Origin of the sequence: Methanosaeta sp. UBA458, from assembly GCF_002496085.1 — an archaeon.
Classification (GTDB): Archaea; Halobacteriota; Methanosarcinia; order Methanotrichales; family Methanotrichaceae; genus Methanothrix; species Methanothrix soehngenii.
Map to the genome: position 1 here is coordinate 1 of NZ_DAIK01000139.1, position 14,110 is coordinate 14,110.

At 49.1% G+C, this 14,110-nt stretch carries 13 protein-coding genes and 1 tRNA gene; 9 read left to right on the plus strand and 5 right to left on the minus strand.

Annotated features, from left to right (window positions below; genetic code table 11):
• Nucleotides 1-369: 369 nt before the first annotated feature.
• Together BP822_RS10385 and BP822_RS10390 are read right to left on the minus strand one after the other, a co-directional pair.
• The gene (locus tag BP822_RS10385) at nt 370-2,397 is read right to left on the minus strand and encodes a SpoIIE family protein phosphatase (RefSeq protein ID WP_162144994.1); all 2,028 of its coding nucleotides are present in this window, start codon (nt 2,395-2,397) and stop codon (nt 370-372) included.
• An 865-nt stretch (nt 2,398-3,262) separates the two neighbouring features.
• Nucleotides 3,263-3,445 (minus strand): hypothetical protein, encoded by a 183-nt coding sequence (locus BP822_RS10390; RefSeq protein WP_048131868.1) that lies wholly within the window; start codon nt 3,443-3,445, stop codon nt 3,263-3,265.
• Between the two features lie 559 nt (nt 3,446-4,004).
• Here BP822_RS10390 and BP822_RS10395 point away from each other — a divergent pair.
• The 3 genes from BP822_RS10395 to BP822_RS10405 all read left to right on the plus strand — a co-directional run bounded on the left by BP822_RS10395 (nt 4,005) and on the right by BP822_RS10405 (nt 7,028).
• Nucleotides 4,005-4,265 carry a transporter suffix domain-containing protein gene (locus BP822_RS10395; protein WP_013718785.1) on the plus strand — a complete coding sequence of 87 codons (261 nt, stop codon included), beginning with the start codon at nt 4,005-4,007 and terminating at the stop codon, nt 4,263-4,265.
• Nucleotides 4,266-4,295: 30 nt separating this feature from the next.
• On the plus strand, nt 4,296-4,991 hold the full coding sequence (locus BP822_RS10400) for a dihydrofolate reductase family protein (RefSeq protein WP_013718784.1): 696 nt from the start codon (nt 4,296-4,298) through the stop codon (nt 4,989-4,991).
• A 552-nt stretch (nt 4,992-5,543) separates the two neighbouring features.
• The gene (locus BP822_RS10405) at nt 5,544-7,028 is read left to right on the plus strand and encodes a pyridoxal phosphate-dependent decarboxylase family protein (protein ID WP_286878251.1); all 1,485 of its coding nucleotides are present in this window, start codon (nt 5,544-5,546) and stop codon (nt 7,026-7,028) included.
• Nucleotides 7,029-7,184: 156 nt separating this feature from the next.
• On the opposite strand, the gene BP822_RS10410 is transcribed toward BP822_RS10405, so the two are convergent.
• The 3 genes from BP822_RS10410 to BP822_RS10420 form a co-directional block, all read right to left on the minus strand.
• A tRNA-Leu gene (locus tag BP822_RS10410) sits at nt 7,185-7,271 on the minus strand.
• Between the two features lie 239 nt (nt 7,272-7,510).
• A complete protein-coding gene (locus tag BP822_RS10415; RefSeq protein ID WP_013718782.1) occupies nt 7,511-7,843 on the minus strand; it encodes a type II toxin-antitoxin system RelE family toxin in 333 nt (110 codons plus the stop codon).
• Nucleotides 7,844-7,852: 9 nt separating this feature from the next.
• Complete coding sequence (locus BP822_RS10420; protein WP_013718781.1) at nt 7,853-8,023, minus strand: hypothetical protein; 171 nt, start codon at nt 8,021-8,023, stop codon at nt 7,853-7,855.
• A gap of 184 nt (nt 8,024-8,207) precedes the next feature.
• Between BP822_RS10420 and BP822_RS10425 the strand changes: the two genes are divergently transcribed.
• The 6 genes from BP822_RS10425 to BP822_RS10450 form a co-directional block, all read left to right on the plus strand.
• Complete coding sequence (locus tag BP822_RS10425; protein ID WP_273271717.1) at nt 8,208-9,182, plus strand: ABC transporter substrate-binding protein; 975 nt, start codon at nt 8,208-8,210, stop codon at nt 9,180-9,182.
• A gap of 54 nt (nt 9,183-9,236) precedes the next feature.
• Nucleotides 9,237-10,250 (plus strand): methyltransferase, encoded by a 1,014-nt coding sequence (locus tag BP822_RS10430; protein ID WP_013718779.1) that lies wholly within the window; start codon nt 9,237-9,239, stop codon nt 10,248-10,250.
• A gap of 161 nt (nt 10,251-10,411) precedes the next feature.
• On the plus strand, nt 10,412-10,909 hold the full coding sequence (locus tag BP822_RS10435; RefSeq protein ID WP_013718778.1) for a PadR family transcriptional regulator: 498 nt from the start codon (nt 10,412-10,414) through the stop codon (nt 10,907-10,909).
• Nucleotides 10,910-10,959: 50 nt separating this feature from the next.
• Nucleotides 10,960-11,562, plus strand: a complete 603-nt coding sequence (locus BP822_RS10440) for a class I SAM-dependent methyltransferase (protein WP_013718777.1) — start codon at nt 10,960-10,962, stop codon at nt 11,560-11,562.
• A 20-nt stretch (nt 11,563-11,582) separates the two neighbouring features.
• Nucleotides 11,583-12,950: an MATE family efflux transporter gene (locus BP822_RS10445; protein WP_202795828.1), complete on the plus strand. Its 1,368-nt coding sequence runs from the start codon at nt 11,583-11,585 to the stop codon at nt 12,948-12,950.
• Nucleotides 12,951-13,015: 65 nt separating this feature from the next.
• Nucleotides 13,016-14,110: ABC transporter substrate-binding protein (locus BP822_RS10450; protein ID WP_048132897.1), on the plus strand; the 1,095-nt coding region annotated here is incomplete at its 3' end.

Consider the following 14,110-nt stretch of genomic DNA (forward strand, 5'->3'; position numbering starts at 1 on the left):
ATGCGATGCCTAAGCGGCCCATTACTGTAGGCAGCTCTATTATTTAAAGCTTGCCTTTCAGCGAGCTTTGTTCTGCATCCAGTATTGGCCCATCGCCAAAGGAGTTTCTCCTATTTATATTTTGTGACCTTTGCGAGATTCATCTGAGCAATCCTCAAGTGAATTCGCGGATCAGGCCAAAAGGATGAACTCTTTCGGCTCCGAGTTGTGATCGAAGTTCCTATTTAAGGATTTCGCCATTCAAACATTCCGGTTATGATCGGAGCCAAATGACGATCCAGTGAACCCACCACATCGGCCTCTACCCCATTCAGACAATGCTATTTAAAGTTGCCGCAAACAGGCTAAATGCCTGCTTCCTTCGCCAATTCATCTTCGCTTGATAACTATCATAGCGAGATCAACTGGATTCATTGACCCCACCGAGAAACCCTGAATCTCCTTCTCTGCGATCCATAGAATCTCCTCTGCGGATAGAGTGCGATTGTTTATGACCAGATTAATGAGCCTCTCCAATCCGAAAGGCTCCCCATCTTCGTTCTCGGCCTCGACAACCCCATCAGAATATATGACCATGACATCCCCAGGTTGAACGGGTATGCACGTCTCCTCCAACTCCAGCCGATCTAGCATGCCCAATGCTATTCCTCCTCCACCCAGCGTATCCACCATACCACCAGGATCAACGATAAAAGGCGGATTAAAACCGGCATTCACATACTCTAAGATATGATTGGAAGGATCAAGGAGGGCATAAAAGCAGGCCAGATTCGTGCCCCGACCGTACTGGCTGATCTGAGAGTTGAGCTTGCTTATGGTATTGGATGGCCCCATCTTTTCCGGACAGGCGCGGATGAGAGCTCGCGACATAATGGCGAGCATGGCCGCCTGAATCCCATCTCCTCCCACTCCCGCCATGGCCAAGGCGATCTTATCATCCATTCTAGAGACATCATAAAGATCGAAACGATTCGTGCTTGAGGGATTGTAGAGAGCCTCGATCTCATATCCCTCCTCCTCAGGAAGAACGGAAGACACTAAACTGAGCTTTACCTCATCGATAAAGTCGGTCTTCATGCCCGAGCCGCTCAGCTTGAGGGCATCTGTATCCAGAGCAGCTGCGTAATGCTTCAGGTCTGATGCCATGCTGTTGAAGGCCCAAGCCAGATCCGCCAGCTCTCCTGAGGTATTCGCCCGGACATCGAAATCTCCTCGCGAGATCTTCTCCGCCATCCGGGCTAAAGAATCGATGTCCTCCTCAATCCTCCTGCCAATCAGGAATCCTGCTCCCAGCACTGCAATGACGGTTATGGCAAAAGCACTGAGGGCCATATCCCTTACTCTTCGCGAGGAGTCGCTCAATCCCTGGGTCGCACTGCTAGCCACCTCCTTGATGCCGGCATCGATGAACCGGGCGGGAAGGCTCATCTCCTCCGAGGCATAAGCAATGCCCAGGATCCAGCCAGGGGTGGTTATGGGCGAATATGCCACATATCCATCATCTCTCCCCAAAGCAACAATGGCAGATCCAGAGCTTCCTTTAAGCATCTTCTTTGCTACCGCCCTTACCTCAGGACTGGCAGCCTCAGATAGGTTTTCCGAGCCGAATATGATATTTAGTGGCTCGTCCGGCTTGTTATTGGACCGAGCTACTATCAGGCCAGTCCCGTCGATAATGAATGGATAGCCTCTGCCTCTCATCATGGAGAGATCTGTGAAGATGGACTCGATTGACACATCCATCCCCATGATGCCCGCGAATTCGCCCTCTCGGAAGAAGGGTGTGGTGATCGTCATCATCCTGTCGCCCTCATCATTCTCATAGGGTCCTGTCCAGATGGTCTTCTTTCTGGATTTGGCCAATGCATAATTGGGCGTGTCCTTGTAGCTGAATGGAGCAGTGCTCTTCAAGGAATCAGTGCTATAAGGCCAGGTGACCAGCACCCCGTCTTCTGTTCCAATGTAGGAGAGGGTGAGCACAGGCTCGGTCTCATGCAACGACTGCATGACCCTTGCAGGAACGCACAAGGATCTTATGGTGGCATTCCTCATCCCAGGAGTGAAATTTGAGCTGGTTGGCGCAATCCATATGCCAGGCGGAACGCAGCTATCGCTCTCCGAGAAGCTGCTGGCATAACTGGCCACCAGCTCATTCTGATGAGCCAGACTCCCGAAGAACTCGTTATACTGATTGGCCTTGGCAATGGCGAGCTGAACCTGATCAGCCTCATTGGGCATCACCAATAGAGCGGAGCGGTTCAGGGATACGCTGAGTTGTGTTATGTTCTCTTGAACATCACGGGATGCCTGATCCATCTCAAGGAGAGAAACGATGCCCACGTAAAAGAGCGGCAAGAGGGCAAAGGCTGCCAAAATCACGAAAATCTTGAATCCCAATCCTTTGATGCCAGCCATTCTTTCCATTTTTCTTTTTAAACCCAGACGTCAGCAGCTCATTCTTCGCTTTATCTCTTCATATCTATTATCAAATCGCTACCACTTTGCCATCACTGCGGCTATCATTTCAGAGCCCTGGGAGGGCAGCAGCATACGATGGTGTTGATTGATCTGATGGTATAAGCTTTTTCTCTCCCTTTTTTTCATAATTGCTATATGTTTTCTCCACCGTTTTCATGCATGCCCCCCATACAATATAAAGGCCGCGTCATCCAACTGATTGCCCCCTCTGCAGCTGATGTAGAAAGACATCAAAGATCGCCGAAAACGCGGGAGCTCCCCTTTCCAAATATCTCCTTTCTGTGATCGAGGCCGCCCGGGAAAGACAATACAACCCGGCCGAAGAGGAATAACTCTTCAACAGCAATCGAAGAGCTGAGAGAAGAGAATGACAGGCTGAAAGAAAGGCTGTACATCCAGACCCAGCTTTCGGAGAAATACAAAAGAGAGGCAAAGCGCCTCCAGGAGGTTGCAATGAATGCTGCTAACTTCCAGAGAACGACAGATTGACCGGGAACTCCTTGCGGTGCTCCGACGAGGACCGAGACATGACTATCAGCTCCTGAGGGCCCTCGGAATCCAGCCGTCAGACTGAGATCTGATGCGGGCTGTGAATGAGCAACGGGAGCCGCTGGAGATGCACGGCGTCAGCAATTAGATTTAGCGATAAGCCAATAGCTTCTCCCTTTTTTGTAGAGACCTTTATTAAAGCTCACAAACGAGGAGCGATGGTCGAGAAATATAACCCTTTCCACCTTCACCTCGACCTGAGCCCGCCGCATGGCAAGAGAAGCTCTGCAGTTGCTCAAGGCTTAATATAGGCATTCAATCCGAGGGTAATCGGCTTATCATCAACTTTAGCGGTAGTAACGATATTCCCATGTGTACTTGCAACAACAAGGGTTTTGCCGGACGACGATGGGGTTGGTTTTTCCAGGTCAATTTCTATGAAGAGCTTATTTTCCTTGATTTCTACTTTCAGAGTCATACGAGTTCTCCTAGTGGCCATCTTTTAGACATGCTCATCTATTACCCTTTCCCTAAGAGATCTTCAGACATTTTTCGATGATTTTCGCGCTGCAACCATGAGGCTCCTTTTCTTTAACGGTTGAGCGATCCTTTAGTTGCATGCTCGGGTCGTTGCCTCCAGAAGGATAATCCTCCATCCGAGTAATTCGAACTCTTCTCGCAGATCCGCAAGGTTTCAAATGTGGCAGTTCCAATGTCTTTTGGCCGCTCTATATCCAGCCAACGAATTTCCCGGGGCAGCAAAGCCGGCTGCCAGAGATCGGCCTTCCGTTATTCAGCAGATCTTAAGACAGCTCCGCCAGCCTGATGTCGGGATCCTCTGCCTCTTCCGGTTATCCCGCCGTGCCCGCCATCATATCCCTGGCCCAACGCCGATCCGCCGCCTGGGATAGGGCGTCATGAATCAAACCAGGACGAGATGTATCACCCTGACGGCTCCGGCCTTGTACTCTTCGATCCCAGCAACATCCTTAATGCTAGAATTCAAGTGCTTTCAGAGCCACTAGGATGTGGGACCCATGAAATATGATGCTCAAATTCTGAAGCGCTGGTTGGGAATGGCCCTATTCATTCTCTCCTTCGCCTTCTACGGATTCCTGCTTCTCGTGCCGCTCACCCCGTTCTCCGCTGAGGGCAAGATAGCATTCTCCGCCGCCGTGGTCGTTTTAGCGGAGGGTTCATTCTGGCTCTCGGTCCTCATCCTGGGCCGCGAGGCGATAGCAAAGTATCGGAAAGTCGATTGGCGATCCCGCCTTTCCGGATTGCTGAAAAAGATTTAAACCAGCGTGTGCAAGAGGGTGGCTGATCTTATGTTGCCCCGTGTAATTTTGCATAATGCCGTCAGCCTGGACGGCAGGATAGACGGCTTTCCCATGGACCTGCAACAGTACTACGAGCTGATTTCCATATGGAAGGAGGATGCCACACTTGCCGGATCTCACACCTTTCTCCAGGCCGCGAGCGTTGCCCCGCCGGAAGATGAGAGCGCTTTTGTCCCGCCTAAAATGGATCCGGGCGACAAGAGGGCGATTCTGGTCATCCCTGACAGCCGCGGGCGCATACGCACCTGGCATTATCTGAGGACTCTTCCCTACTGGCGCCATTTTGTGGCCCTGTGCTCAAAGTCAACGCCCGATGATTATCTCGAATATCTCAAACAGAGGCATATCGACTGCATAGTCACCGGCGAGGATCATGTGGACCTGAGGACGGCCCTGGAGGAGCTGTGCTCTCGCTATGCCGTAAGGGTGGTGCGGGCGGATGCGGGCGGCACATTGAACGGCCTGCTCCTCCGCCAGGGGCTGGTAAATGAGGTAAGCGTGCTCATCTATCCCAGCCTCGTAGGGGGAGAGACGACGAGCAGCATCTTTCGCGCCCCCGACCTGCCGGCCGCCGCGGATGGGGCTCCTGGCCAGGGGGCAGAGGGCACGATCTCGCTCCAACTCATGAAGACAGAGAAGCTCAAAGGTGATGTGATGTGGCTGCGCTATGAGGTCCGGCGATAGCCTGGCGGGAAATGCGGCCCAAATGAAGTCTTTAAATAGAATTCTTCCGCCTTCCTCCCTCCATGCCATGACACTGCATCATTTACCGCCTTGGCCACCATGGGGCAGCCAGCAAGATATCATTCGCCTTCTCTCTAAGTTGAGAGACTGCCTTGCCGTCATCATGCAACTGCCTGCATAGCTGCTCATAGTTTGTAAAGTGGTGCCGCCCATAGCTGAGCAACTGCTGAAATGAAGGGCGTGGGGTGTTGTAGTGCCTGGCAACTTCGTTATAGAAATCCCTTGGTGTAGACGTTATTTTGACATGGCAGTTATAAGCCCGAATAAGGGATTTGGAGTCGTATGATGGTTTTACAGGCATGTTTACCAATCTTTCTTAATCAGCCACGTTGCAGACCAGGATCTTAAAAGTTCTCATTGCCTTAATCCTATGTGCAAGAATAAATGAGATGATAGGAGTGAATCTATCAGAAGTAGCAGGGATAGACGCGAGTAATTTCTACCCTCTGCAAATCACTACCTTGAAAATACGCTTAGGAGGAGAATATGATCATGAAGGAGACCGATGTGATGCCAGGAAAATCGGCAGAAGAATCTCTTGACCCTGAGGACTGGGAATCCATGCGCATGTTAGGCCACCGAATTCTAGACGACATGATGGACTATCTGGAGACGCTGCGGGACCGACCAGCCTGGCAACATGCGCCGGTTGATGTAAAGGCACATTTTGCGGGATCTCCCCCTGTTATCCCCCAAACACCAGAAGAGATCTATCAGGAGTTCACCCGGTACATACTGCCTTACCAGATCGGCAACAACCATCCGCGTTTTTGGGGCTGGGTAGCTGGAACCGGAACCGTGATGGGGATGTTTGCGGAGCTGATATCGGCTGCAACTGATGCCGTTAGTGGCTCCTTTTCCTACCTCAGCAACAACTACGTGGAGATGCAGGTTCTAGACTGGTGCAAGACTATGCTTGGCTACCCTGCCACTGCCAGCGGCCTTATTACAAGTGGATGCTCCGCTTCGAACCTCATCGGATTAGCAGTAGCTCGAAATGCTAAAGCCCAGTTTGACCTGCGAAGCAAGGGCATGCGGGCTGCACCGCAGCTAATGACTCTCTACTGCTCAGAAGAAGCTCACTCATCGATCCAGAAAGCTGTTGAGCTGCTCGGCTTTGGAAGCAGAGCGCTGCGCCGCGTACCTGTAAACGAATCCATGCAAATCGACCTGGAATCCTTAAAGGAAGCAATCAAGACCGATCGCGAGGGTGGGTACCATCCAATTTGTGTTGTTGGAGTCGCTGGAACTACCAACACCGGAGCCATTGACGATCTTGAGGCTCTTGCAGAAATATGCAGTAAGGAGGGTTTGTGGCTGCATGTCGACGGTGCATTCGGTGCATGGGCGGCCATAGCACCGAGGTCGAAACACCTTGTCGCCGGCATAGAAAGAGCTGACTCTCTGGCGTTCGATCTCCATAAATGGATGTACCTGTCGTATCCTATCGGCTGCGTGTTTATTAGAGACGCCGATGAACACCGTCGCACGTTCTCACTGACACCGACGTATCTCGCACACGGTGAAGGAGAGCGCGGATTGACAGGTATCGACGTGCCCTGGCTCTCTGACTACAGTTTTGAACTGTCGCGCGGCTTTCAAGCTCTCAAGGCATGGATGACTATTAAGGAACAAGGCACAGAGAAATATGGACGCCTCATCCAACAGAATATCGACCAGGCTCATTATCTAGCTAGCTTGGTCGAGAAATCTCCTCAGCTTGAGATGGCATTGCCAGTTTCGCTTAACGTAGTCTGCTTCCGATATATCCGATCAAACATGAGCGATTCCATGCTCGATCTTCTCAACAAGCAAATTGAGGTAGAACTTCAGGAAAAGGGGATTGCCGTTCCCTCGATTGTTACCATCAAAGGCAAAAAGTACCTGCATGCTGCAATAACAAATCATCGGAGCCTTCAGAGCGACTTTGACTTATTGGCGCGAGAAGTAGTTCGAATCGGAGATGAGCTGGGCTAAAGGAAATTGCTATAAGCTCATTCCCGAATGCGCTGGCTGCCGTCCCGGGTCTAGGCTGATGAATGCCAGGTGCAAAGCCTTCCTAAGCAATGTATAACAGGCTTGGAGACAAATCTAGGAGAAGCCCAATAAGCGATATCAAGAAAGAGAAATTAGTGCGGGGGACGGGATTCGAACCCGCGAACGCCCGCGCGACAGGGCCCTCAACCTTGCTCCTTTGACACGGGCGTGGAAAACCCCCGCTCGCAAATATGAGTTATAGATCGGCTCGCTTAGCCGATCCCAGCTCTAAGATAGCTCTAGCGACATTGAATCGAGGTCAAGAGCCCTCTTCTTGATCTCTTCTGCCGCCCTTGTCACCATTCTCCATTGGCCAATTCGGTACGAATCAAGACGACTGCAAACTGATGATTCTCCGGCCGCTAATATTCGATACCCAGAGGTGGTTCACACTAAATGAAAAAGACATCCTCTCCTATCTGTTACAGATAATCGTATAGGAGGTTTATTTCCTTCAACAGCTCAATTGTTCTGTCCTTTTGAAGGATCTCCTCCGTCTTCCCATAGGCTTCATTGTGATGCCCTAAATACAAAAACACAATGCAATCATCTATAATCGTATATGCTATAACAAAAGGATCGACATGCACAGCACGGACCCCTTTAAGCCTATGGCTTTTGGGCTCTCCCATATCAGGATTGATCAGAATCTGATCTATTTTATTAATGAACCTGTCTTTAAGCGCCTTGTTTTTCCTTGTTAACTTAATAAATTGCCTGTCAAACTCAGGGACTCTATAATAAATACATCTCATAAAATTTGGTTACAGTTCTCTGAGCGAGTTCAAGAATTCATCTTTGTCACTATAGCCTTTTCCCTTCCCAGCCTTAAACTCTTTTATGCCTCTAATAACTCCTGACGCGAACTCATTTGCCTGAAGATCTTCTAAGGAAGATTTTTCCTTCTTTGAGGCTGGCTGAACTACTGCACTCATTAGATTAACATATTGGCTGAATGCATACTTAAAGTCTCTTCTCCGGCTGACACATCCATTTAAGCCCATAAGTTAGCATACAGTAACCGACATGCGCGGAGTCCAGGTTTCGATCCCGGAGGATCCGCATAGGGTCATCGCGATCAGCCGAGGAATCATAGACACTGCCATGTACTCATTCGGCGTGCAGGACAAGCTGGTAGGCGGGAGCGTATACAACAAAGATAGTGGGTATGGCAACTACACATACGACAACGAGACCCATCGCATATGCCCCTTTATCTCCTTCCTGCTCAATCCGGATTATCGGAATCTCACCAATGTGGGAGCTTTTGGCGGGCCCCTAGGAGTTGCACCCAACGTAGAGGTTGTGGCCTCACTTAATCCAGACCTGGTGATAATGAGGGATCAGGGCGCAGATGAGGAAAACACAGCTAAGTTCCTGGACGCCGCAAAGCGCCTGGAGATTCCCGTAGTTGTGCTGAAGTATGCGGACTGCTACGATGATATCAGCGTCGGCACCATATATGAAGAGATCAGGCTCTTGGGAGAGGTATTTGGAAAACAGGAGAAGGCAGAGGAAATTGTCGCCCTCATGAACGAGCAGGTAGAACTGATCAGGGAGCGGACCAAAGACATTGCAGATGAAGACAAGCCACGAGTGCTGTACTTCGGCGCACCATCCTATGCAAAGGATAGGGGAGGCGCAGGCTATGCTTTCGGCACAGATACCATAGAGTCTGCTTTCCTGGAGGACATAATCAATGCCAAGAACGCTTATGACGGCGACAATACCGAGCTAATCTCCGCCGAGCGCCTTTTATCCATAGATCCCGATGTAATAATATTGCCGACATACTCCGGCTACCATCCTCCCAGTGTGATGTACAATGAAGAGCAATTTGGGAAAGTCCAGGAACTTAGGGCCCTTAAAGATAGGCGGGTTTATTCCCTTACGGCCACACCGATAATGGACGAGAGACTGGAGTTTCCAATTAACTTGATGATAGCGGCGAAAGCTATCTATCCGGATCGCTTCGAGGACATAGATCTTGAAGAGTGGATTGGCAATTACTTCAAAGAGCTTTACGGCGTGGACGATGAGAAGGCAAACGAGCTTATGGACGCGCTGCTTCTGCGCTACCTGGAAATAACCTGAATTGATCTTGTCAAGTGATCGCCCAATACAACTTCAGAAATAGGAGAAATTTCAATGAATCTGCCAGAGGTAAATGTCAGCTGCGAGGAGCTTTACAGGATGCTTTATGCTCCTATTAAAGCTAAGCTGATGATGAGTGGAATCGAGCTAAATGTCTTTAACCAGCTATCCGAGCCCAAATCGGCAGAGGAGGTGGCGAAGGAGATCCGAGGTCAATCCCGGAACACCATGCTATTTTTAAATGGCCTGGCTGCCTGCGGCCTGATAGAAAAGCATAACGGCCTCTATCGGAACGCACCAATTGCACAGGCTTTTCTGGTTGAGGGAAGCCCAACCTACTTAGGAGAGGGGTTTGCCCATCAGGCCTCCATGACCGATGCGATGCTGGCAAACCTGACAAAGATGATCCGAGAGGGACCGCCGGCAAAGCCTCCGGAGGACGATGCCGATCCTCAAAAATGGAGCCAGTTTGCATCCTGGATGGCCAATAATGAGCGCGCGGGCATTGCCCAGCAGATGTCAGAGCTGATCTCTCTGCAGCCTGAGTTTGCATCATTTCGAAAGATGCTGGATCTGGGCGGCGGTCCAGGCATCTTTGGAATTTCAATGGTCGCAAAGCATCCCACCATGAGGGGAGTGATCTTTGACCGAAAGCCTGTAGTCGAAGTTGCGGAGAGGTTCATCAAAGAGTATGGAATGGAGGACCGGATGGAGGTTCTTGCAGGAGATTACAATCTTGATCCCATTGGCGAGGGTTACGATCTCATCTGGGCAAGTGCCACCCTCAACTTCGCCCGGGAGAATATGGACTCTGTGATGAAGAAGATCTACGAGGCCCTCAATCCCGGCGGCCTTTTCGTGAACCTTTCTGAAGGCCTTACTGATGAGGGAACGAAGCCGGACTTCTATGTGCTCTGTACTGTGGGCTGGGCCATGAACGGCCCGATGATGGCCTTCGAGCAGGGCTTCATTGCCGATGCCATGCTGAATGCTGGATTCAGATCGGTGCGGTCTCGCACTCTTCGAACCGGATGGGGACCAATGGATATCGACATTGCTCGAAAATAAGAGGGCGTGATTCTAATCTATTTTTTTTAAAATTATGAGCGAGATGTTGATAGCTTTTATATGAAGTAGTTGTAATATATTCATACTAATCAATACCAAAACTCGGATAAGTGTTAACCAAAAGGCATATATATCTATACTGACATGTCGTTATCGATATAATGGCAACTGGTCTCTTGAAGATGTTGATGCTTCATATCATAAAAGGGGGTGAAGTATCCGGCTATGATTTAATAAAGAAAGTGGAAGCAATCACGGGAGAGAAACCCAGCACAGGATCGATCTACCCATTACTAAAAAAGATGGAGAGGGAAGGCTGGGTCTTAGGCAGGTTCGAAGATGGCAAGACCTACTACAGCCTGACTGAGACCGGCAAAGAGCACATAGCTCAGATAAAAGAGGCAAAACACGAGTTTATCAAGAAGATTCATCAATCAATAGCTTTGGCCAACGAAACCTTTGAAGATAGCGATATCCAGGCCCTCATGAATGAGATGCATGACACTCATAGAGGTGTTCATTCTCAGGACATAGAACAGTTGAAACTCCTTGAGTCATTAATTCGTGAAGTCGCTGAGCTTTCGCGTAGAGGTGTTGGGCGAGGAAAAATAGAATCCATCCTCTTGCAGGCCAGGGATGAGCTAAAAAAACTTGATTAGAAGTATTTCAAAAGAAAACTGAGTTTTGGCTTCAGGTGTAGAGGGCAACTATGACTGATCTGAATCATTATGATGGTGAAAATCGCTATGGACAAAACGGACACAGACGATGCCGAAGTAGCTTCTGGATACACGATCCCGAGCAGGTCTTCAGTGAGCTTAATCTCAGAGAGGGCGACTGCTTCCTCGACATGGGATGTGGATCTGGAGATTATGCCATTCGAGCTTCAGAGATCGTCGGGAATTCAGGCAAGGTATTTGCGCTGGATAGGTGGCAAGACGGCATAGATGATCTGACTGAAAAAGCCGGTTCTCTTAGGTTGAATAATTTAAGGGCAATCGCCGCAGATATCACCGCCCCGTTGCCCATCGAAGATGGCAGCATCGATGTTTGTTTCCTGGCGACAGTGCTTCACATATTCAAACTGGCCGATGTAGAAGGCGTTTTGTTCAACGAGATTCGCCGCGTCTTAAAGCCCGGTGGGCGAATTGTAATCATCAACTGCAAGAGAGAAATCCAGCCTTTCGGTCCGCCGGTGCATATGCGTCAGTCACCAGAAGAGCTCGAAGGATGTATCAATAGTTACGGCTTTGAAAAGACAAGCCTAGCGGATCTTGGGTTCAATTATATGATCCAATTTATTAAAAAATGATGACGGACAGGAATTCTCGGTTGATTGAAGGGCCCATACCAAAAACATTGATCATGCTGACAATCCCCATGATTTTTGGAACTATTAGCATGATTATTTTTAATTTGACAGATACCTTTTTTGTCGGCCAGCTGGGAACCGGCCAGCTAGCGGCGATGAGCTTCACCTTCCCTGTTGTCCTTTTCGTAAACAATTTGGCCCACGCAGTTGCCATTGGAGCCTCTGCTGTGATTTCACATTCAATCGGTGAGGGAAATCGCAATAAAGTAAAAAGACTGACGACGGATAGCATAGTTCTATCGCTGTTACTCGTGGGCTTCATTGTGCCAATTGGTCTTCTTACCATCAACCCTTTATTCCATTTCTTAGGAGCTTCCTTAGAAATCATAACGTATATCAGAGAGTATATGGTAATATGGTATCTCGGTTTGGTTTTCATTGTAGTCCCAATGGTTGGAACCAACGCAATTAGAGCAGCCGGAGATACAAAAACACCCGCATTCATCATGATGTTTGCAGCTGGCGCAAATATTATTTTAGACCCAATTTTGATTTTTGGAATCGGCCCGGTTCCACGTCTTGAAATTGCGGGCGCTGCAATGGCCACAGTAATCGCACGGGCCCTAACCCTGATTATGTCATTGTATTTTCTGTATTATAACGAGAGGATGCTTTCGTTTGATATTCCCTCGTTAAATTCCATCCTTGTTTCCTGGATTCAAATTCTCTACATAGGTTTGCCCAATGCAGGAGCAATGATAATCACCCCCCTTGCTGCCGGATTTATTACCAGAATAGTGGCTACTTATGGCTCGGACGCTGTTGCTGGTTTTGGCATTGCGACTCGAATGGATTCGTTTGCCCTTATAGTTATTATGGCTCTCGCAAGCGTGGTAGGTCCTTTTATCGGTCAGAATTGGGGCGCAGGTAAGTTCGATCGCATCAAATCTGGGACGAAATTCAGTTACCGATTTTCCCTGATATGGGGCTTGATTATGTTCATAGTGTTTGCATTTTTGGGTGGCACAGTTGGATCGATATTCAGCGATGATCCTGAGGTTATTTCAGTTACAGGCCTTTATCTGTCAATTGTTCCAATAGGATATGGCCTGTATGGGATTGTGGCAATTTCAACATCTGCAATGAGCGTATTAAAAAAGCCAATACACGCAGCAATTTTGACACTTACTCAAGCATTTATTTTGTACATCCCAATGGCTTATGTTGGCTCTCTCCTGATTGGCCTTTGGGGCGTATTTCTCGCACTCCCTGTATCGTATTTGGTCTCAAGCATTGTTGCAATTTATACGCTTAATCGAATTATAATGTATAGAGAAAAAACAGTCAAAAGAGTGATTGATCAAAAGATTATTCAAATGGAGGCATAAAATTGACAGGAGGAGATAATACGAAAAAAATTAGACCCTGTGGTGTGCATAGGGCGGTACCGTTCATGAGAGTCCCGCTTACCCTCGGCTTTGCTGTCATGGGCCTGCTGGTCTTCATTCTCAGCAGCAACGTCCTGGCCGCCGATGAAAAAGTGGATACGCTTACGGTTGCCGCACTAAGCGGCGATCAGGGATTCCCCTCGCCCTACGGCCATTACCCGCATGGCGGAGGGTATATCATGATGAGCTTCATCTTCGACACATTGATATGGAAGGATCAGAACGGCTTTGTGCCCGCTCTGGCAGAGACATGGAAATATCTGCCGGATGAGAACGCCTATCTCTTCCACCTGAGAAAAGGCGTTACTTGGAACGATGGCGAGCCCTTCACTGCAGATGATGTGGCCTTTACCTTCCAGTATACTAAAGATCATCCCTATCCGCTGGTGGACTCAAGCATCATTGACAAGGCGGAAGCCATAGACGAGAACACCGTTAAGATCGTCCTCACAAAGAGCTATGCGCCCTTCCTGGACCAGGTGGCAGGTGCTCAGCCAATCCTGCCTCTGCACATCTACAGGAATATGAGCGATCCCGATGACTACAAGGATGAAAAAGCACTTACAGGCACTGGTCCCTTCCGGTTGGTTGACTATGACCAGACACAAGGGACCTACTTCTACAAGGCCAATGAGGATTACTATCAGGGATCTCCAAGGGTCAAGCAGCTCAAGTTCGTAAAGGTCAGCAATGAGATGGCGTCTGCATCCTTAAAGAAGGGTGACATCGACGCTGCCAGCGTGCCAGCTGAAACAACGGAACCACTGGAAAAAGAAGGATTTGATATCAAAGAGTCACATGACACGACCATGATCATGGCCATAAACCATAAAAAGGAACCATTCTCTGATGTCAGGTTCAGGAAGGCCATCTACTACGCCATCGATCGCCAGGCTCTGGTGGATATCTTCCTTCGGGGCTTTGGCTGTGCAGGCTGTCCCGGGATCCTGCCTTCAGACCATCCATGGTATAATCCCGACCAGGAGCAGTATTCCTTTGACCCGGCAAAGGCAGAGGAACTGCTGAAGGAAATGGGATATTCCAAAGATGGTCAGTACTTCTCTAAGGATGGAGAACGCCTGGAGATAGAGCTGCTAGTA

Bases quoted from the DNA above. Each gene is read 5' to 3' on its own strand.
- BP822_RS10420 (WP_013718781.1), bottom strand. From the start codon at position 8,023: ATGAGTGCAGTAGTTCAGCCAGCCTCAAAGAAGGAAAAATCTTCCTTA.
- BP822_RS10415 (WP_013718782.1), bottom strand. From the start codon at position 7,843: ATGAGATGTATTTATTATAGAGTCCCTGAGTTTGACAGGCAATTTATT.
- BP822_RS10405 (WP_286878251.1), top strand. From the start codon at position 5,544: ATGAAGGAGACCGATGTGATGCCAGGAAAATCGGCAGAAGAATCTCTT.
- BP822_RS10440 (WP_013718777.1), top strand. From the start codon at position 10,960: ATGACTGATCTGAATCATTATGATGGTGAAAATCGCTATGGACAAAAC.
- BP822_RS10390 (WP_048131868.1), bottom strand. From the start codon at position 3,445: ATGACTCTGAAAGTAGAAATCAAGGAAAATAAGCTCTTCATAGAAATT.
- BP822_RS10435 (WP_013718778.1), top strand. From the start codon at position 10,412: ATGGCAACTGGTCTCTTGAAGATGTTGATGCTTCATATCATAAAAGGG.
- BP822_RS10395 (WP_013718785.1), top strand. From the start codon at position 4,005: ATGAAATATGATGCTCAAATTCTGAAGCGCTGGTTGGGAATGGCCCTA.
- BP822_RS10400 (WP_013718784.1), top strand. From the start codon at position 4,296: ATGTTGCCCCGTGTAATTTTGCATAATGCCGTCAGCCTGGACGGCAGG.
- BP822_RS10430 (WP_013718779.1), top strand. From the start codon at position 9,237: ATGAATCTGCCAGAGGTAAATGTCAGCTGCGAGGAGCTTTACAGGATG.